Genomic DNA, 19,713 nt, shown 5'->3' with positions numbered 1-19,713 from the left:
GGAACGTTAAAATATGGGGTATACGTCTAAAAGAGAATGAACCATTAACTAGAATTGAATTGCATATAAGGAGTGTTTTCATGAATCACACGAATCAACCGAAAGGGAGGATGGACCGATTCCGCCAGGCGGCGCTCGACTCGTTCAAGACGCACCGTCTGTTCTGGATGTTCACCATCTTGTTGTGGGCGAAGTCACTGATCGCGTATCAGTTCTTCTTCAACATGCCGGCCGAGAACGCGGTCCAGGCATTCATCCTCATCATCAACCCGCTCAGCTTTACGTTGTTCCTGTTTGCCTTCAGCTTCTTCTTTGGTGGGAATAAGCGGAAGTGGGCATTATACAGCCTGTACCTCGTCTCCTCGCTCATCTTGTTCGCGGATACGACGTATTACCGTGAGTTTACAGACTTCCTGACTGTACCGGTCTTATTCCAATCGTCGAACATGGAGACGCTCTCGTCGTCATTCCTGTCGCTTCTCGAATGGAAAGACTTGCTGTTGTTAGGGGACCTCGTCGTGCTTCCGTTCCTTCTATGGAAGATGAAAGAGACGAGCCAGGCGTCACAACACCGCGTGTTGATCACGTTCACGGCAGCCGCGGCGATGTTCGGATTCAACCTCGTTCTCGCTGAGACAGAGCGTCCAGAACTGTTGACGCGTTCGTTCGACCGGGAACTGTTAGTGAAAAACTTAGGAACGTTCAACTTCCACGTCTATGATGCCATGCTTCAAACGAAGACATCGGCTCAGAAGGCGCTCGCGGACGGTTCAGAACTAGATGAAGTCGAAAACTTCACGCGCCAGAACTATGCAGCGCCGGACCCAGAGATGTTCGGGAAGTATAAAGGCAAGAATGTTGTCGTCGTCTCGTTCGAGTCGGCCCAGAACTTCACGCACAACATGAAAGCATCGAACGGCGAGTACATCACGCCGAACTTGAACAAACTGATTGAAGAGTCGCATTACTGGCCGAACTATTACCATACGACCGGTCAAGGGAAGACGTCAGATGCTGAGTTCGCACTTGATAACTCGCTGTACGGTCTCTCGCGTGGCGGCGTCTACTTCACGAACGCCGACAACGAGTACAATGCACTCCCAGAAGTAATTAAAGAAGATAATTATTACTCGGCCGTGTTCCACGCCAACAACAAATCGTTCTGGAACCGCGATCAGATGTATCAAAACATCGGCGTCGATAAGTTCTTTGACGAAGCCAGCTATGACCTCGGAAATCCTGAGGACATGACGGAGTGGGGTCTCCTCGATGATGAGTTCTTCCGCCAATCAGTACCGATGCTTGAAGAGCTACCGGAACCGTTCTACGCGAAATTCATCACGTTGACGAACCACTTCCCATACACGATGCCGAGTGAGAAGCACGAACTCGTCCCGAAATTCGAGACGAACTCGACGACACTCAACAACTTCCCGCAAGCGCTCGCCTATCAGGACTATGCCCTCGGCTTGTTCATCGACGAGTTGAAGGCGAATGGCATGTGGGATGACACGATTTTCGTCGTCTACGGTGACCATTACGGCATCTCGACGAACCACAACGCCGCCATGGCTGACTTGCTCGGGAAAGACGAGTTGACACCGTTCGACGTCGCCAAGCTCCAAGCGGTCCCGTTCGCGATTCATTTGCCGGGACAAGAGAAGGGTGAAGTGCATGAGACGATCGGAAGTCATGTCGACATGAACCCGACGATTCAGCACTTGCTCGGAATCGACACGTCGGAGCAGGTCGGCTTCGGGAACGACTTGTTCTCTAAAGAGCATTATGACCGCGCCATCTTCCGAGATGGGACGGTCGTGACGCAGGACCATCTGTTCACGCAGTCGACGTGTTACGATGCCAAGACAGGTGAGGTCGCTGAAGATGGTGAGGCCTGTGGCCCACTTGAAGAAGAAGCGAACAAAATCCTCGAGATGAACGATCAGCTCATCTATTCGGATTTACTCCGCTTCAAACAAGACCAATAACAGAGAAGAGAAAAGATTGGAGACAATCTTTTCTCTTTTTTTGTGGTCGTCGTGCCCGAGGAAGACTAAGATGAAAGAAGTGTACACATAAAAGGAGAATCCTATGACATTAGACTATACGGGGGAACGGGTCATCCCAGATCGCATGGACCCGCTGAACGGCTTGTTGCTCGAACATATCGCACGTTATCATTTCGCCTTGTTGTATATGAACGGGCGCGTCCTCGATTTGGCGAGCGGGAGCGGGTATGGCAGTCAATTGATTGCCAAGAACTTGAAGGGAACGGTGACTGAGGTCATCGCCGTCGACTTATCAGAAGAGGCGACGCGCTATGCGAAGGGGCGTTATCACCATCCGAACGTCAATTATATCGTCGGCGATGTCGTCGACCGGACGTTACCGGACAAACTTGGGACGTTCGATTGCATCGTCAGCTTCGAGACGATTGAACATGTGACCGACTATGAAGCGTTCATGGCGAATGTATGGGATTTACTCAAGCCAGGCGGTGTCTTGGTCTTATCGACACCGTTCGGTCAAGGGATTGGGCAACCGACGAATGAGCCGTTCCATGCCCATCAGTTCACCGAGGCCGAGTTCGCGTCGTTGTTCACACCATTCACATCGACCGAGTTCTATTACCAGCGTGGCGTGCTCGTCGAACCGAGGCGGGGAACGCGTCATTATCCGATTGGCATCACCGTCGCGGTCAAATAAAAAAATCCCGATGAACGAGGTCATCGGGTAATGAAATAGTATAACAGGCCGAGCGCTAGAAATGAGACCGGGAACAGGACGATATATGTCCACGACACCATCGACCAACTTTTCTTCTGGCTGTAATCCGATTTGTCTTTACCAAGCCCGACCATGATCGTAAAGATGAGGGCGAGCAAGCAAACGAGCAATGATAATCCGATGATGAGATACATGTTGTCACTTCCTTCATTGTTTCTTCATAGATTAAGCATAACTGAAAACGAAACGAAAAAGCCTCTGAAATGTTGGGATTCTGTGTCCAACAATCAGAGGCTTTTATCACACGTTTTGTTGATCGATGTACGTCTCGGCATCGTCAATCGGGATGCCGAGCGCCTCATGGATAACGATTAAGGCGCTGTCATTTCGTTTATCTGTCTCGGCTGCGACACAGTCGCGCGGGACGTGGAGCTCATACTCGCGCATATACCCGTCGTTCGCTGAGAACAAAATACAGATGTCCGAGGCGACGCCGGTCAGGACAAGCGAGGTGACGTCAAGTTGTCGCAACAAGATGTCGAGCTGCGTCCCGTAAAACGTCGAATGCCTTGGCTTGATGATGAAGTATTCTTTCTCTTCCGGCGCGATCCGTTTGGCAATGGCGCTGCCTTTCGACGACTCGACGTGACGGATGATGTCTTCGGTGCTGTCTTTCCATTGTCCGAAGTTGTCGTTGCAATAGATGACAGGCAAGTCGTTCGCCTTAAAATGACGCTTCAGTTTCAGAATCGGGTCGACAATCGGCACCGTGTTTCGAAGTAGGTCCTCCCCGCCGACAAAGTCGAAATCATTGAACAGGTCGATGATGAGTAACGCCGTCTTTGACATCGTGGTCCCTCCATTTAAAAGTGAGTCTCACTTTATGAGGTACCACTCCGTCGCCGGCGCTAATCGTCATTCCGCAAAAGTTTTGCTCCGGAACACGAACGCCGTGATGACGTAGAACGCGACGATATGAATCAGTACGTAGAACGCCGAGAACCAAATCGTGACATCCATCGTCTCCATGAAGCCAGGGCTTTGGTAGTAAATCGACAGGTCGGTGTGCAGGAAGACAATCCATTTGGCGATGTCCGGTTTCCACGTGATGAGAAGACCACCAATCATCGTCGAGAGGAAGTTCGCGAGCACCGTGAATCCGATGACGACCCCGACGGACTTGAAGACGACCGAGAACATGAGCGTCAAGAAGATGACGAACACGCCGCTCGAGACACTAAGTAAGATGTTGCGGAACTGCTCGAACGTCAACGCGCCGTCGAGTGTCCAGGCGAAACCGTATGTGACGACAAGGATGAACACGAACTGGACGAGCATGATCAAGAGCGCGGCGACGAGTTTTGAGAGTAAAATGCGGTCGCGGGAGTATGGACTCATGAGCAAATGCTTCAACGTATCAAATTTCAATTCATTCCCGATCATCTCGGCCGTGAACACGATCGTGAAAATCCCGAGGAACGTCATGGCGGCCATCGTCGCATAGTTGACGAATGTTTCCGCGGTACCTGGATTGTCGCCGCTCCGGACGATAAAGTACGTCAAGACGATGATCCCGGTATACATGCCGAGCGCGATCAACGGTTTGATCGTGCGCCGCCACTTCATAAATTCATTGGCTAGTAATGAACGCATTGTTCGTGCCTCCTTCTTTCTTCGTCACTTTCAAGAACTGTTCCTCGAGCGTCTCGTGCTTCATGCCGATTTGATAGACGGCGATGTCACGGTCGACGAGGTGTTTCAACAAGTGTGGGATATCCGTTTCCGGACGCGGGACGATGAACGTCTCGGCCGACTCTTGAATGATTTTCACGTCATCGAACGCGAGCGCGACGACATCGAGCGCTTCGTTCATCTGTTTGCGGTCGACTTTACAGAGGATGACGCTCTCCGTCTTCGCTTCGCCGTCACCTTGAATCGACTTGATTTGTCCTTGGTCGATGATGGCGAACCGGTCGGTGATCAGTTCCATCTCGCTCAACAAGTGACTCGAGATGAGGATGGCGATGCCGCGATGGTCGGCCAAGTGCCGTAAGTAGTTGCGCAAATCGGCGATGCCGGCTGGGTCGAGCCCGTTCGTTGGTTCGTCGAGAATCAAGACTTTCGGGTTATGGAGCAGGGCACGGGCAATCCCGAGGCGTTGTTTCATCCCGAGCGAGTATTGTTTCACTTTCATATCGAGCTTCGTCTCGAGTCCGACGAGGGCGCCTAGGGCGTTCAAGTCGACTTTCTTCAGGCCGGGAATCAAGTTCATCGCATGAATCAAGTTCTCGCGGCCCGTCAAGTACGGATAGAAGGCCGGGTTCTCGACGATGGCTCCGATGCGACTGAGCGCTTGTTGGCGATCTGTCGAGACGTCGAACCCATCGACGATGACGGTTCCGTGCGATGCCGGCATGAGGCCGGTGATGATTCGGATCGTCGTCGTCTTCCCGGCACCGTTCGGTCCGAGGAATCCGAAGATTTCTCCAGGGGTGACGTCAAAGCTGACGTTCGTCAAGACGTTCGTCTGTCCCATTTTCTTGTGTACGTTTTGTACGGATAACATAAGGTCACCTTGCTTTCGTTGAGAGTATTTTCCAACTGGATTACTCGTATATACGGGACAGATTGAAACAAGGTTTCACCTATTTTTGAAATTGTTGAAAAAAACGCCGATTTCACAATTTGTTGATAAGTAAAACTTATCGAAATAGTATGGACGAATTGTGAATTTGAAAGGGTCTTTCTATAAGGAAAGGTGTAGTATGAAGAGGAGAGAAAGAGGCAAGATTTGGCTCTTTTTGCAGCACGAATCAGAAGGATGAACTGCTTCGTGCTTAATGTTAAAATGAAAGCGTTCACACATCGGACGCGCAGGAACGGATAGGGGGATTTATTCAATGGGAGAGTCGTCGAACGGTCGCGAAGAAGTACAAGCATTTTATGGTCCAAACTTAGGCTACATCGTTGAATTGTACGAGCAGTATGTGGAAGACCCAGAATCAGTCGATGCGGAGACGCGTCAATACTTTGACGAACACGGGGCACCGGAAGCTAGCTCACCAGTCGCACCGGCTGCATCGTTTGATTTAGAGAAAGTCGTGGCAGCGACACGGTTGGTCAATGATATTCGGGCACTCGGCCATAAAGCGGCCGACATTTATCCGCTCAAAGACCACCCGCGCGAGCACGGCTTATTTGCGTTTGACCGCTACGGGTTAAGTGAGGCAGACCTCGAGCAAGTACCGGCCCACTTGTTGTCGGAAGACGTTCCGAAGCCGGGTGCGAACGCGCTCGAGCTCGTGCGTCACTTGCTTGACGTCTATACAGGCACGGTCGCCATCGAACTCCGTCACTTGGACGACATGGAAGAGAAACGCTGGATTCGCCGCCGCATCGAGCAGGGCGCGTTGAAAGCGAAATACTCGAAGAACGAGAAAATCGAGTTGTTCCAACGCCTCGCCGAGACAGAACTGTTCGAGTCGTTCCTTCACAAGACATACGTCGGACAGAAGCGCTTCTCGATCGAAGGGCTCGACGCGATGGTGCCGCTCCTTGACGCGATGGTCGGCGGCTTGATCTCGAGCGGATCCGAGCATATCAACATCGGGATGGCCCACCGCGGACGCTTGAACGTACTCGCGCACGTGCTCGGCAAACCGTATGAGATGATTTTTGCCGAGTTCCAGCACGCCCCGAATAAAGAATTGATTCCGTCAGAAGGGTCAATCGGAATCAACTTCGGTTGGTCCGGCGACGTGAAATATCACCTCGGTCTCGATCGCAAGGTGTTAGAAGAGAAGAAAGAAGTCCGCTTGAACCTCGCCAACAACCCGAGTCACCTCGAGTTCGTCGGTTCGGTCGTCGAAGGCTATACGCGTGCCGCGCAAGACGACCGCTCAGAAAAAGGGATGGCCGTACAACATGACGACAAAGCGGCATCGATTTTGATTCACGGGGACGCCGCGTTCCCAGGTCAAGGCATCGTCGCCGAGACGCTCAACATGACGAACTTGAAAGGCTATCGCACGGCCGGGACGGTCCACGTCATCGCCAACAACACGATCGGCTTTACGACTGACCCGAGCGACTCGCGCTCGACACGTTATGCGAGCGATATCGCCAAAGGCTATGAGATTCCGGTGTTCCACGTCAACGCGGACGACCCGGAAGCGTGTGTCGCTGTCGCGAAACTGTGCAGCGAATATCGCGCCAAGTTCCATAAAGACATCCTCGTCGACTTGATCGGTTACCGCCGCTACGGTCACAACGAGATGGATGAGCCGATGAACACGAACCCGGTGCTCTATAAGGCCATCAAAGAACACCAATCGGTCCGTCACGTCTATGCAGACGTGCTCGAAGCGGAAGGTGTCATGTCGAAAGAAGACAAAGCGACAATCGAGCAATCGATTGAAGAACGTCTCAAATCGGCCCGTGACCTCGTCCCGGCCGAAGAAGAAGATGCCGACATCATCTTGCCGGACGCCGTCCACAAAGGGTTCCCGTTCGTCGAGACGGGTGTCGAACGTGACGTGCTTCAACAATTGAATGACGAACTACTCGTCTGGCCGGAAGGCTTCGGCGTGTTCCATAAGCTCCAAAAAGTACTCGACCGTCGTCGTGACGCGTTCGCGGACAACGGGAAAGTCGACTGGGGTCATGCCGAGACACTCGCGTATGCTTCGATCATCTCGGACGGCACACCGATTCGCTTGAGTGGTCAAGATTCGGAGCGCGGCACGTTCGCGCAACGGAACATCATGTTGAACGATGTTGAGACGGGCAAGAAATTCTCGCCGCTCCATCACTTGTCGACGGCGAACGCCTCGTTCTCGGTCCACAATAGTCCGCTCTCGGAAGGCTCGGTGCTCGGCTTCGAATACGGCTATAACGTGTTCGCCCAAGACACGCTCGTGCTTTGGGAAGCGCAGTACGGTGACTTCGCCAACTCGGCCCAAGTCATGTTCGACCAGTTCATCTCGGCCGGTCGCGCCAAATGGGGACAGAAGTCAGGTCTCGTCATGCTGTTGCCGCACGGGTATGAAGGCCAAGGGCCAGAGCACTCGAGCGCCCGTATGGAGCGTTACTTGACGCTCGCCGGAGAGAAAAACTGGACGGTCGCGAACTTGTCGACGGCCGCGCAGTACTTCCACATCTTGCGTCGTCAGGCGAAGATGCTCGGCACGGAACAAGTCCGTCCGATGATCATCATGACACCGAAGAGCCTGCTCCGTCATCCGCTTGCAGCCTCATCGGTCGATGAACTGTCAGACAACAGCTTCCGTCCGATTATCGAACAAGCCGGTCTCGGTGAGAATCCGGAGCAAGTCGAGCGTCTCGTCTTCTGTTCAGGGAAGATGGCAATCGATTTGCAAGAAGCGACGATGAAGTCAGAGGAGTCACTTGACTTCTTGCACATCATCCGCGTCGAAGAGATCTATCCGTTCCCGGTACGTGAGATCCGTGAATTGATTAGCCGCTACCCGAACGCGAAAGAAATCGTCTGGGTGCAAGAAGAGCCGAAGAACATGGGGGCATGGACGTATATCGAGCCACGTCTTGAAGCGGTCACATCGAACCGTCTGAACGTCCGTTACGTCGGCCGTCGCCGTCGTTCGAGCCCGGCTGAAGGAAATCCGACAGCCCATAAACAAGAGCAAGCACGCATCATCCGTGAAGCTATCTCACGTGACGCCGTCTCGGCTGCTGCCGGCACGAGCACATACCAAAAAGATCGTAAATAAGTTAAGGGGGAACTCATTGTGATCGAAATTAAAGTACCGGAATTAGCAGAGTCCATTACGGAAGGAACGGTCGCGTCGTGGCTTAAACAGCCAGGCGACCACGTCGAAAAAGGGGAAGCCATCGTCGAACTAGAGACGGACAAGGTCAACATCGAGGTGCCGGCCGATGAGTCGGGCACGCTCGACGAGCAATTGGCGGCCGAAGGGGACACGGTACAAGTCGGACAAGTGATCGCTCGCCTCAGCTCAGGCTCGGGTGGCGGCACGGCCGTCGCGACGAAGACAAAAACGGAAGCAGCGACAGAAGCGGCTCCGGCACCAGCTGAGACGAAAGTCGAAGCGGTCGGGGAAGCGAAGAAAGTCGAGCGTCGTGAAGAGCACGTCGCGAGCCCAGGGAAAGGACCGATTGCGACGCCAGCGGCCCGTAAATTGGCCCGTGAGAAAGGCATCGACTTGTCAGCCATCCAAACGAACGACCCGATTGGCCGCATCAACGTCCATGACGTGACGAACCATGAGTCGAAACCGGCATCGACGCCAGCGCCACAAGTACCGAAAGCACCAGCTGCGGCACCACAACCGGCGGCGAGCGGCAAAGACGAAGAACGCATCAAAATGACACGCCGTCGTCAAACGATTGCCAACCGCCTCGTCGAAGTGCAACAGACGGCAGCGATGTTGACGACGTTCAACGAAATCGATATGTCAGCTGTCATGGCGCTCCGTAAACGTCGCCAAGAGAAGTTCGTCAAAGACAACGACGTCAAACTCGGGTTCATGTCGTTCTTCACGAAGGCGGCCGTGGCGGCACTCAAACGGATGCCATACTTGAACGCAGAGATTCAAGGCAACGAGATCGTCTTGAAGAAGTACTATGACATCGGCATCGCCGTGTCGGCTCCGGACGGCCTCGTCGTCCCGGTAGTGCGCGAAGCGGATCGCAAAAACTTCGGGGAAATCGAGAAGGACATCTTGCACCTCGCCGATAAGGCCCGTAACAACAAGCTCGGGTTGAGCGACCTCACAGGTGGAACGTTCACCATCACGAACGGTGGTGTCTTCGGTTCACTCTTGTCGACACCAATCTTGAACGGCCCTCAAGTCGCCATCCTCGGGATGCACTCGATTCAACTCCGTCCGATCGCCATCGACGCGGAAACGATGGAGAACCGTCCGATGATGTATGTGGCACTCTCGTATGACCACCGCATCGTCGATGGTCGTGAGGCCGTGACGTTCCTCAAGCACATCAAAGACATGATTGAAGATCCAGAACAATTGTTGTTCGAAGCGTAATCCAAAAAAAGTCCATGCCACGCGGCATGGACTTTTGCTTATGCGATGAGTGTCTCATCGAGCGTGATTTGATGCTTCCCGTTCGCTTTCGAGCGATAGAGCGCCTGATCGGCCCGTTCGATGGCGGCGTGCGGCACCGTCTCCGTCTGCCAGAGCGACGCGCCGATACTTGCCCCGACGCTAGTCGCCCCACCGTCAATCGTAATCGGTTCGGACAAGGAAGCGATGATGTCTTGTCCAATTTGGGTGATCGATTGTTCACTCTGTCCATTCCGTTTAAACAAGAGGAAGAACTCGTCCCCGCTCAACCGGACCGGATAGGCACCGTCGAGTGTCACACGCTTCAACCGTTCCGCAATCTCAATCAAGACGACATCACCTGTGGCGTGGCCGTACGTGTCGTTGACCGCTTTGAAGCCGTCGAGGTCGATATAAAAGCAGACAAACTCGTTACTTGTCTCCTGCGCTTCGTTCAAATAGTGACGGAGCGCCGTCCGATTGGCGAGTCCGGTCAAGACGTCGTGGTTGGCGAGCGACTCGTAATGGACCCGTTCCGTCTCGGATTCGGTGAGCGACGTGACGAGTGACTCGAGGGCGAACGCGAGCGACTCGATCTCATGGATCCCGGACTGATGCGGGAACGTCTTTGCCTTCCCTTGTTTCATAAGGGCGGCCGTCTCGGTGATCCGTTGTAGCGGCCGCGTCACAATCGAGGCGAGAAACCATCCGAGCGTCGACGTGACGAGCGAGGCGATGAGACCGATCCATAAAATCTTATTCTCGAGTTCGATGACTGGGGCGAACGCGACCTCGGTCGGTTGGCGGACGACGACGCTCCAACCGAGACCAGCATACTCTTCATACCCTTCACCGGTGGCGACACCAGTCAAATAAGACGTTCCATCCTGCCACGTGTCGACGTGCCAGCCCTCTTTCAATGACGTCGGGAGCGGCTTGCCGATAAGGTGGTCCGGCCCGAGCAACACCGTGTTGTCACGTCCGCTGACGACGAACAAATCGGTATAGTCGGATTGATGATGGAGCGTCCGATTGAAGTGGCGAAGCACTTCCTTGCCCCATTCCCAACTGAGGTGGGTCGCGAGCACGCCTTGGAAGGCCCCATCACGGACGAGCGGGACGCTGATATCGACGAACTGGAGCGGTTCACCACTCGGGTTCGGTAACAGTTCGGCGAGGAGTACCGCCTCATGGACATCCCCGATGAACGGCTCATTCTGTGCCTCGAGGAAAACGGGGCGTTCTTTAATGCTGGCGCCTTCTAAAATCCCGTTCGTCGAGGCGACGACGTTACCCGACGCGTCGGTCACGCCCATCCACGAGAAAGCGGGGATATTCGTCTGGACCTGGTCGAGCAACGCCCGGCTCGAGGCGGGGTCGTTCAAGGCGTCGAGCCCTTGGAGCAATTGGACTTCTTGATAGCGTGACCACATGTAAAAGTCGAGCTTGTCGACGAGCTGATGGGACGTCATCGACAGCCGTTCCCCAATCTCTGCTTCGAGTGAGGCGGCGGAACGTTGACTCGTCATGTACGTCAACGTGATGGTGAGCAAAAAGACGAGCGTGGCGATGCTGAGCGCCAAGATGAGACCGAGGCGCATCGAAAATGATTTCATACGTAAATTCCTCCTACCATAACAACATCCACTTTGTTCATCGTCATCTTTTCCGTGACATGAAGCAAAGTTGAGAAAAAACAAGGTCGATTTCGTGGAAACAGATAGCGCTTTCGTTATAATGAAAGACGAATCGATATAAATAGAGGTGAGACGAATGAAACAGAATAAACTATTGGTCATTGCGACGCTCTTCGCGGTCGCCCTCGTGGCCGTCGTGGTCGTCTTGATGAATCAACCGACCGACCAAGCCGAAACGGCGTCACCGGCGAAGACGGAACACGTGTCGACAGAAGGTCAGCCGACGCTCGGCGATGCGGACGCACCTGTCTCGGTCGTCGAGTTCGGGGATTACAAATGCCCGTCTTGTAAGCAATGGGGCGAGACGGTCTATCCGAAGCTGAAGCAAGACTATATCGACACCGGTAAAATCAGTTTCAGCTACATCAACGTCCTGTTCCACGGACAAGAGTCGATTTTGGCATCGCTCGCGTCTGAGTCGGTGTATAAGCAAGACCCGGACGCATTTTGGGAGTTCCATAAGGCACTTTACGACGCGCAACCGGCGAGTCAGCAGCATGACGAGGCATGGGTCACGGTCGAGCGGTTGACAGAGATTGCGAGCGAGACGACATCGGTCGACGTGGCGAAGCTCGAGGATGATTTGAGTGAGAACTCGACCGTGCTCGAACAAGTGAGTCTCGATGACGGCCTCGTCAAAGAGCACGGGGTCCAGTTCACGCCATCAATCATGATTAACGGCGTCATGCTCGAAGACCCGTTCGATTATGAGACGATTGAGCGCTTGATTGAGCAAGGTACACCATGAAACAGTCATTCTTGACCCGCTACGGTCTATATCTTGCTTGGCTCGTCGCCTTGACGGCGACGCTCGGCAGTCTCTACTTCAGCGAGATTCGCGAGTTCGTGCCATGTGAGCTCTGCTGGATTCAACGCATCTTTATGTATCCGCTCGTCATCTTGCTCGGAGTCGCCGTATTCACGGATGACCGGGCGGTGAAGAAGTATGTATTGCCGCTCTCTATCATCGGAGGTCTGATTTCACTGTACCATTATTTGGTTCAAAAAGTACCCGGTTTCGCCGATATCAAGCCGTGTGTGCAAGGCGTTCCGTGCAACGTGCAGTACATCAATTGGTTCGGGTTCGTGACGATTCCGTTCCTCGCCTTGACGGCATTTACTTTGATCACGCTCCTCGTCTGGCGCGTGAGACGCAACTGACAATGAAGGAGATGGAACGTGTGAAGAAATGGATGCTCATCGGATTGATCAGTCTCATGGCGGTGCTCGCCGCATGCGGCCAGGAAATTGAAGACCCGCTCAATTGGGAGATTGAGTCGTTCGACTATATGAACCAAGAGGGGGAGCAAGTCAGTCTCGACGATTTGAAAGGGAAAGTCTGGATGGCCGATTTCGTCTTCACGAGCTGTGAGACGGTCTGCCCACCGATGACGTACAACATGACGAAACTCAACGAGGCGCTCGTCGAGGAAGGCGTTGAAGACGTCCAGTTCGTGTCGTTCAGCGTCGACCCGACCGTCGACACGCCGGACAAGATTCAGGAGTTTATGGCCGGTTATGACTTAGCACAAGCCGACTGGCAGTTCTTGACGGGCTATTCGCAAGAGGAGATTGAGTCGTTCGCGCAACAGAACTTCAAAGCGCTCGTCCGCAAACCGTCAGTAGGCACGCAAGTTGACCACGCGACGTGGTTCTATCTCGTCGACGAGGACGGGAAAATCATCAAAGCGTATCAAGGGTTCCAAGACGTGCCGATTGAGGATATCGTCAACGACATCAAGATTTTACAAGAGTCTTAAGACGGCCTCGTGCCGTCTTTTCTGTCTTCAAAAACAGGGGAATCGGCGCTCGTGGCGTATAATGGAAACGTAGAGGAGTGGATGAGATTGAAGAAGACGTTATTATTTTCATTGATGGGTTTGGCTGCCGTGACAGGGACGGTGCTCACCCAATATAAACCGCTCGGGCAAAAGCCGAAGGCGCTCCGGTCGTCGAACCTCGTGAACGGGAAGTTCCGGAACCAGCTCGACACGCCGATGCGGTTCTCATCGGACGACATGATCTCGATGTCGAAGGAATATTTGAATCCGGACTCGCTCCGGAAACCGAGCGAACGGTTGCCGGTCGTCCCAATCGACTTCAGCGAGAAACTCGGCTCGAGCTTCACCCGTATCTATTGGCTCGGCCATTCGGCGATGCTCGTCCAAATGGACGGCAAGACGATGCTCGTCGACCCAATGTTCGGCCGGAGCCCGTCGCCGCTGCCGTTCGCGAAGAACGAGCGGTTCAGCGAGGACTTGCCGTTCGAGCTCGATGACTTACCAGACATCGATGTCGTCTTGCTCACGCACGACCATTACGATCATTTGGACTATGCGACGATTCAAGCAATCAAAGACAAGGTCGCCGTCTTCATCGTCCCGCTCGGCGTCGGCAGCCACTTGAAACGCTGGGGCGTCGGGGCGGAACGCATCGTCGAGCGCGATTGGGGCGAGATGTACGAGTTCGGGCCATGGACGTTTGTCTGTACGCCGGCGCGGCACTTCTCGGGCCGTTCGCTCACCGACCGTAACGCGACGCTCTGGGCGTCATGGGTCGTCATCGGTGAGACGGACCGCCTGTTCTTCAGTGGGGACGGCGGGTATGGGCCCCACTTCAAAGAGATTGGCGACGCGTACGGACCGTTCGACTTCGCAGCGCTCGAGTGTGGGCAATATGACGAGCGCTGGCCGGACGTGCATATGCAACCGAGTGAGACGGCACAGGCGTTCCGTGACGTCCGAGCCGACAAGGTGCTCCCGATTCACTGGGGCGCGTTCACGTTATCGTTCCACGCCTGGTTCGACCCGGCCGAACAGATGGTCGGCCTGTTGCCGCGCGAGGATGTGCTCACACCGGTGATCGGGGAACGGATCACGCTCGACGGACGAAACGACACGCGTGAATGGTGGCGTGACATAGAGGACACGAACAAGCGCTGACCAAATTCGGTCAGCGCTTGTTTTTTTACGAAGAGAGGCGTTCGGCCTCGTCCGTCTCGATATGAAGTTTGTGTTTACGCGTATAGACGAGGAATGCTCCCGTCATGAGAATCGAGCTAATCCCGAACATGACGACCATGAGCTGTAAGCCGATCAAGTCGAGGAAGAAGCCGGTGACGAGCAACACGACTTGGAAGACGATGCGGTCGAGCATGTTCCGGAACGAAAAGAAGCGGCCGTGATAGTCTTTTGGCATCCGTGTCTGGAAAATCGTCACCGCGGTCGGGAAGAAGCAGCCGACCGAGAAGCCGAACAAGACGAACGCCGCAATCGAGACGGCTGGGATGTCGGCGAAGTAGAGCATGAGCTGGGCGACGCCGATCAAGAACGAGAATGTGAATAAGATGGAGAACACCGAGAACTTCTCACCGATCCGCTTGATGAGGAAGGCACCGGCCATGAAGGCAATCCCTTCGGCCGTATAAATCCATCCCTTGATGGCCGTCGAATCCTGCAACTCGCTAATGTTGATGACGAGCAGGTTGAACCCGCCGATGAAGAGGAGCGGGATGAGCGTCATGACGAGCGTCATGAAGATGACCGGAATCGACTTGATGATCGGGAAGACGTCCTTGAACCCGCCGGACGACTTGTCGACTTTCTTCCCGGACGGAGCGACCGTCTCATCGATGTTCAAGAACCACGTCGCCACGGCGAGGAGCAGATAGGCGACGAGCGAGAGCGCATACACGTCCCGGAGCGAGATGAGCGTCAGCAAGATCCCGGCGATGGCCGTCCCGATGACCCGGGATAGCGTCGACACGTTCATATGAATCCCGTTCAAGGCGAGAAGTTCCCGTTCCTTGACGATGAGCGGAATCGCCGCCTGGAGCGCCGGGAAATAGAACGCGGCCGACCCTTGCAGGAAGACGAGGAAGATGACCATCCAGAGGACGCTTCCGGTCTCGATAGCGACGAACATGAACAAGACGCTCAGCGCCCGGACGACGCTCGAGATGAGCATGATTTTCTTTTTCGAGCCTTGGTCGGTCAGGCGGCCGGCGAGCGGCCCGATGGCGACCCCGGCGAGCAAGCCGCCGGCGAGGATGAGCGCTTTGACGAAGTCAGACGGTACTTTTTCCTGCATGAACTCCAAGTTACCGATGATGCCGAGCCAAAGCCCGAGACCGGCTACGAACTCCCCGGTCAAGATGATCCAGACGTTGCGATTTTTCCACATATGGTTAAGTCCTCGATTCTTATCAGATGATAATAAGTATCCTTCAGAACGATTTAGAAAGCTACAAAAAAGAAGCCGGGATTCGGCTTCCGAGAGATATAAGTTTTGACTACATGAACATTTCCATTTTGTAATACAATGTTCCATTTAGGAGGTCGATTGTATGAGAACGATATCTTTTGAACTCAACGAAGAAGACGAGCGTCTGATTAGAGCGTATGCGAAGTCTAAGAACCTGTCCCTCTCGACTCTCGTTCGAGACACTGTCTTTGAACGTATCGAGAATGAACTCGATTCGAAATTTTACAACGAAGCAATGCGTAGGCATAAAGAACGTCCTGAAACCGTTTCATTTGAGGATATGATGAAAGATTTAAATTAACAAAAAAGCATTCGTCCAAATATGGGCGAATGCTTTGCTTTTATTCATTTAACATCAAATATCGCAGTTGTCATCCGTGCACGTCGCACCGCCCGAAAGCACTTGAAGCGTCGGTGCCGATTCAGCCCACGTCTTCTCGAGCACTTGCGTGAACGCCTCGGTCGGCTGCGCGCCAGAGACGCCGTATTTGTTGTCGAATACGAAGAACGGGACGCCGGTGATGCCGAGGTCGCTCGCGCGTTTCTCTTCAGCACGGACATCTTCCGTGTACACGTCTGAAGCGAGCACGTCTTTCACGGCGTCAGCATCGAGTCCGACACTCGTCGCGATCTCGACGAGGATGTCGTGGTCGCCGATATGTTTCGCATCGACGAAGTACGCCTTGAGGAGCGCTTCCGACAAGGCTTTCTCTTTGCCGACCGTTTTCGCATAGTGCGTCAAGCGGTGCGAGTCGAGCGTGCCGGTGACGACCATGTTGTCAAAATCGTAGTCGAGACCGACCGTGCGGGCTTGGGCGGCGACTTGTGCCGTCGTCGTTTTCGCCTGCTCGAGTGGCATGCTGTATTTCTTGGCGAGCACTTCGTAAATCGAGCGTGAGTCCGTCGTCGGGGCGTTCGGGTCGAGCTCGAAGCTCTTGAACTCCACTTCGACGTTGTCCGCGTGCGGGAACTGCTCAAGCGCTTCTTCTAAACGACGCTTGCCGATATAACAGAACGGGCAGACGTAATCTGACCAAACTTCAATTTTCATAGTGAATCCCTCCTATAGTCAGTGTAGGATGTCTTGAATTCGAAGTAAATCAATGTGCTCACGAAAAAAAGCCCTCACGAGGAGGGCTTAGAAGACATACCAGAACACGCAGACGAAGTGGGCGAAGCTACCGAACAAGATGAACAAGTGGAATACCTCGTGGAAGCCCCAACCGCGCCAGTTGACGAACTTCGGCTTGAAGCCGTAGATGAGTCCGCCAATCGTGTACATGACGCCACCAAGGATGAGCCAGAAGATGCCGGCGTTGCCGATGACGTTATGGAGCGGTCCGATGAAGAAGACCGATAACCAACCCATGCCGATATAGAGCGCTGTCGACAGAAAGCGCGGGGCGTGGAACCAGACGAGCTTGAAGACGATGCCGAACAAGGCGAGTGCGTGGACGGTGCCGAACAGCACCCAGCGCGTCGGTCCCTCGAGCGCGAGCAACGTGAGCGGGGCATACGTCCCGGCAATCAAGGCGTAAATCATCGCATGATCGATTCTTCGGAAGAAGGCGATGACGTTCGGTGAGGCGATGATGCTGTGGTACAGACCGGACGACAAATAGAGGAAGACGAGGCTGATGCCGAACAAAATCGCGGCCATGATGGCGAGCGGCTCGCCGAGCAGTGACGCTTTCACCGTCATCGCAATCAACGCGACGAACGCGAGCACGGCCCCGGCCAAATGGGTCAGTGCGTTAATCGGTTCCCGAAAAATCGAATTCATGTAAAACACTCCTTATCACGTCATGTAGTATCCATAACTACATGATAAGCTGTATACGAAATAACAACAAGGTTTTTGTTTCGACAAATCCGGTTTGTCCGTATACTGAAGGGGAGGTGATTCAATGAAACCGCACGAGATTATAGAGACGGAAGGGACGCTCCCGAAGCAGGTGCTCCCGACAATCGACTTATATATGGATCAGGTCATCCAGTTGTTCGAGCAACATTACGGTAAGATGAAACGCAGTGACGACGAGACGATTTTGACGAAGACGATGATCAATAACTACGCCAAGGGCAAGCTGTTCCACCCCGTCAAAAACAAGAAGTACACGAACGAGCACTTGATGTTGCTCAGCCTGATTTACGAGATGAAAGGGTTGCTCTCGATCAACGACATCAAAGAGACGCTCCGGCCGTTGAACGAGTCGGACGAGGGCTTCTCGCTCGAGGACTTCTATGATGCGTACCAGGTGCAGAAGGAGCAGAACATGCAGGCGTTCGAGGCACAGGCCGAGACGCTCCTAGCCAACGTGCGGACGAACGAGGCGAACGGCATCCAACAGTCGCTTGCCATCGCCTCGGCCGTGCACATGAGCCATTTGTTTCAACGGCTCGCCGAACAGTTGATTGATGAAAGTAAATGAAAATGGCCCCGATTCAGAGACGAATCGAGGGCCATGTTTTTAGTTGTTGATATATTTCTCGAACACATCACCGAAGTCTTTGCGGTTCCACTCGTGATAGTGGCCTTTGAGCCAATCGAAACTCTGTTCGTTCAATTCCTTGAACGTCGCGGCGACGTTCATATCGCCTTGACGCAGCCCGCTCAAAATCGACACCGAATGCGTGAGTGACGCGTTGGCGTACTCCATCATCTTGCGACCTTCGCGCTGTTTCTCGGCGATGGCGAGGAGCGATTTATACAAGTCTTTCACATGCTCGATTTGTTTCTTGTTCACGTCAATCGAATACGGCTTGTCGCCGATGGTGAACTTGATTTCGACGTCCATGTCGACCGTACCGGCCGTCTCGAACATGACGCTGTTGAGCGGGAAGTGGGCGTACGGATAGCGATAGAGGACGCGCTTCGAGCTCATTGCACTCGTCCCGTCGAGGTGAATCATCGCCAAGTTCGTAAAGCAATATTCGTCTGATTTCGACTTGATTAAGAAGTAAATCTTCTCGTTGTCCTCATGGAGGACGTAATCATCTGAATCCGCCTTATCGAAGTCTTGCGGGTCGATGACTTCACCGATATCGCTGAATCCCGTCAAATCAGAAGCTAGTTTTTTGAACATGTCTTATCTCTCCTCAGTAGTGGATTTTGTGCATCTCGTTCGGGTCAGACCCGGTCCGTTCGTTTCGGTTGAGTCCGTCGATCGCGTGCATCTCTTCTTTCGTCAACGTGAAGTCGAACACCTCTATATTCTCGCGAATCCGACTCGGCGTGACCGATTTTGGGATGACGGCGACGCCGTTCTGTAAGTGCCAACGCAGGATGACCTGAGCCGGCGACTTCCCATGCTTGGCCGCGATCTCGTTGATGACTGGATCTTCGAGCGCCTCGCGTCCTTTCATGAGCGGACTCCACGCCTGGATTTGAATATCGTACCGTTGGCAGAATGCGATCAACTCTTTTTGGGACAAGTATGGGTGGATCTCGACTTGGTTCACCGCCGGGACGATCGAGCACGACTGGATGATCTGCTCGAGGTGGCTAATCTCAAAGTTCGAGACACCGATGGCCCGGACCTTGCCTTCTTCATACAATTGTTCGAGCGCCTTATACGTCTCGACGAACTTGCCGAAGCGCGGCATCGGCCAGTGAATCAAAAACAAGTCGACATACTCGAGACCAAGCCGGTCGAGGCTGTCCTGAAACGCTTGGAGCGCCTCGTCGAAACCGTGGAACTCGTTCCATAGCTTCGTCGTCACGAAGATGTCTTCCCGCGGGACACCGGATTCGCGAATCGCTTGGCCGACGCTTTCCTCGTTCTGATAGATGGCGGCCGTGTCAATCAAGCGATAGCCGGTATCGAGCGCCGCTTTGACCGTATCGACCGTGACCGCGCCGTCTTCCACTTTGTACACCCCGAGCCCGACCATCGGCAGTTTCACATCATTGTTGAGTGTTGCCCATTCCATATTGATTCCCTCCCTCTTAACTCTTACGTTAC

At 53.8% G+C, this 19,713-nt stretch carries 20 protein-coding genes; 10 read left to right on the top strand and 10 right to left on the bottom strand.

What is annotated here, in order from left to right; translation table 11 throughout:
- The first annotated feature begins 80 nt into the window (after window positions 1-80).
- On the top strand, window positions 81-1,988 hold the full coding sequence (locus tag KNP83_RS09825) for an LTA synthase family protein (protein WP_214762302.1): 1,908 nt from the start codon (window positions 81-83) through the stop codon (window positions 1,986-1,988).
- Between the two features lie 103 nt (window positions 1,989-2,091).
- On the top strand, window positions 2,092-2,706 hold the full coding sequence (locus KNP83_RS09820) for a class I SAM-dependent methyltransferase (RefSeq protein ID WP_214762301.1): 615 nt from the start codon (window positions 2,092-2,094) through the stop codon (window positions 2,704-2,706).
- A gap of 20 nt (window positions 2,707-2,726) precedes the next feature.
- Here KNP83_RS09820 and KNP83_RS09815 read toward each other — a convergent pair whose 3' ends face one another.
- The 4 genes from KNP83_RS09815 to KNP83_RS09800 all read right to left on the bottom strand — a co-directional run bounded on the left by KNP83_RS09815 (window position 2,727) and on the right by KNP83_RS09800 (window position 5,293).
- A complete protein-coding gene (locus KNP83_RS09815) occupies window positions 2,727-2,921 on the bottom strand; it encodes a hypothetical protein (protein ID WP_214762300.1) in 195 nt (64 codons plus the stop codon).
- Window positions 2,922-3,027: 106 nt separating this feature from the next.
- On the bottom strand, window positions 3,028-3,576 hold the full coding sequence (locus KNP83_RS09810; protein ID WP_214762299.1) for a cysteine hydrolase family protein: 549 nt from the start codon (window positions 3,574-3,576) through the stop codon (window positions 3,028-3,030).
- Window positions 3,577-3,642: 66 nt separating this feature from the next.
- The gene (locus KNP83_RS09805) at window positions 3,643-4,380 is read right to left on the bottom strand and encodes an ABC transporter permease (protein ID WP_214762298.1); all 738 of its coding nucleotides are present in this window, start codon (window positions 4,378-4,380) and stop codon (window positions 3,643-3,645) included.
- The gene (locus KNP83_RS09800) at window positions 4,358-5,293 is read right to left on the bottom strand and encodes an ABC transporter ATP-binding protein (RefSeq protein ID WP_214762297.1); all 936 of its coding nucleotides are present in this window, start codon (window positions 5,291-5,293) and stop codon (window positions 4,358-4,360) included. The genes KNP83_RS09805 and KNP83_RS09800 overlap by 23 nt, the downstream gene beginning before the upstream one ends.
- Window positions 5,294-5,627: 334 nt before the next feature.
- Here KNP83_RS09800 and KNP83_RS09795 point away from each other — a divergent pair, with 334 nt between their 5' ends.
- The gene (locus KNP83_RS09795) at window positions 5,628-8,474 is read left to right on the top strand and encodes a 2-oxoglutarate dehydrogenase E1 component (protein WP_214762296.1); all 2,847 of its coding nucleotides are present in this window, start codon (window positions 5,628-5,630) and stop codon (window positions 8,472-8,474) included.
- 18 nt (window positions 8,475-8,492) lie between these two features.
- Entirely contained in the window at window positions 8,493-9,770 is a 1,278-nt protein-coding gene (gene odhB, locus KNP83_RS09790; protein WP_214762295.1) for a 2-oxoglutarate dehydrogenase complex dihydrolipoyllysine-residue succinyltransferase, read from the top strand.
- A 38-nt stretch (window positions 9,771-9,808) separates the two neighbouring features.
- Here odhB and KNP83_RS09785 read toward each other — a convergent pair whose 3' ends face one another.
- Entirely contained in the window at window positions 9,809-11,404 is a 1,596-nt protein-coding gene (locus tag KNP83_RS09785; RefSeq protein ID WP_214762294.1) for a diguanylate cyclase domain-containing protein, read from the bottom strand.
- 157 nt (window positions 11,405-11,561) lie between these two features.
- On the opposite strand from KNP83_RS09785, the gene KNP83_RS09780 reads away from it, so the two are divergent.
- The 4 genes from KNP83_RS09780 to KNP83_RS09765 all read left to right on the top strand — a co-directional run bounded on the left by KNP83_RS09780 (window position 11,562) and on the right by KNP83_RS09765 (window position 14,427).
- Window positions 11,562-12,233: a DsbA family protein gene (locus KNP83_RS09780; RefSeq protein WP_214762293.1), complete on the top strand. Its 672-nt coding sequence runs from the start codon at window positions 11,562-11,564 to the stop codon at window positions 12,231-12,233.
- Window positions 12,230-12,646: a disulfide oxidoreductase gene (locus KNP83_RS09775; RefSeq protein ID WP_114166344.1), complete on the top strand. Its 417-nt coding sequence runs from the start codon at window positions 12,230-12,232 to the stop codon at window positions 12,644-12,646. The genes KNP83_RS09780 and KNP83_RS09775 overlap by 4 nt, the downstream gene beginning before the upstream one ends.
- An 11-nt stretch (window positions 12,647-12,657) precedes the next feature.
- Window positions 12,658-13,245 carry an SCO family protein gene (locus tag KNP83_RS09770; protein WP_214762292.1) on the top strand — a complete coding sequence of 196 codons (588 nt, stop codon included), beginning with the start codon at window positions 12,658-12,660 and terminating at the stop codon, window positions 13,243-13,245.
- Window positions 13,246-13,332: 87 nt separating this feature from the next.
- Window positions 13,333-14,427, top strand: a complete 1,095-nt coding sequence (locus KNP83_RS09765; RefSeq protein ID WP_251139298.1) for an MBL fold metallo-hydrolase — start codon at window positions 13,333-13,335, stop codon at window positions 14,425-14,427.
- A 25-nt stretch (window positions 14,428-14,452) separates the two neighbouring features.
- On the opposite strand, the gene KNP83_RS09760 is transcribed toward KNP83_RS09765, so the two are convergent.
- Complete coding sequence (locus KNP83_RS09760) at window positions 14,453-15,667, bottom strand: MFS transporter (RefSeq protein ID WP_214762291.1); 1,215 nt, start codon at window positions 15,665-15,667, stop codon at window positions 14,453-14,455.
- Window positions 15,668-15,830: 163 nt separating this feature from the next.
- Here KNP83_RS09760 and relB point away from each other — a divergent pair, with 163 nt between their 5' ends.
- Complete coding sequence (relB, locus tag KNP83_RS09755; RefSeq protein ID WP_214762290.1) at window positions 15,831-16,049, top strand: type II toxin-antitoxin system RelB family antitoxin; 219 nt, start codon at window positions 15,831-15,833, stop codon at window positions 16,047-16,049.
- 54 nt (window positions 16,050-16,103) lie between these two features.
- On the opposite strand, the gene KNP83_RS09750 is transcribed toward relB, so the two are convergent.
- Together KNP83_RS09750 and trhA are read right to left on the bottom strand one after the other, a co-directional pair.
- Window positions 16,104-16,799: a DsbA family oxidoreductase gene (locus KNP83_RS09750; protein WP_214762289.1), complete on the bottom strand. Its 696-nt coding sequence runs from the start codon at window positions 16,797-16,799 to the stop codon at window positions 16,104-16,106.
- 87 nt (window positions 16,800-16,886) lie between these two features.
- Window positions 16,887-17,531, bottom strand: coding sequence for a PAQR family membrane homeostasis protein TrhA (trhA, locus tag KNP83_RS09745; RefSeq protein ID WP_021066766.1), 645 nt, complete (start codon window positions 17,529-17,531; stop codon window positions 16,887-16,889).
- A 124-nt stretch (window positions 17,532-17,655) separates the two neighbouring features.
- On the opposite strand from trhA, the gene KNP83_RS09740 reads away from it, so the two are divergent.
- Entirely contained in the window at window positions 17,656-18,180 is a 525-nt protein-coding gene (locus tag KNP83_RS09740) for a DUF1836 domain-containing protein (RefSeq protein ID WP_214762288.1), read from the top strand.
- Window positions 18,181-18,219: 39 nt separating this feature from the next.
- Here the strand turns inward: KNP83_RS09740 and KNP83_RS09735 are convergent, their stop codons facing one another.
- Both KNP83_RS09735 and KNP83_RS09730 read right to left on the bottom strand, forming a co-directional pair.
- Window positions 18,220-18,834, bottom strand: a complete 615-nt coding sequence (locus KNP83_RS09735; RefSeq protein ID WP_214762287.1) for a PH domain-containing protein — start codon at window positions 18,832-18,834, stop codon at window positions 18,220-18,222.
- A 13-nt stretch (window positions 18,835-18,847) separates the two neighbouring features.
- A complete protein-coding gene (locus KNP83_RS09730) occupies window positions 18,848-19,681 on the bottom strand; it encodes an aldo/keto reductase (RefSeq protein ID WP_214762286.1) in 834 nt (277 codons plus the stop codon).
- Window positions 19,682-19,713: the final 32 nt, after the last annotated feature.

The sequence above is a fragment of the Exiguobacterium sp. s146 genome (genome assembly GCF_018618415.1).
Lineage (GTDB): Bacteria > Bacillota > Bacilli > Exiguobacteriales > Exiguobacteriaceae > Exiguobacterium.
The sequence above is the reverse complement of the archived record's forward strand: the minus strand, read 5'-3'. Positions and strand labels throughout refer to the sequence as shown.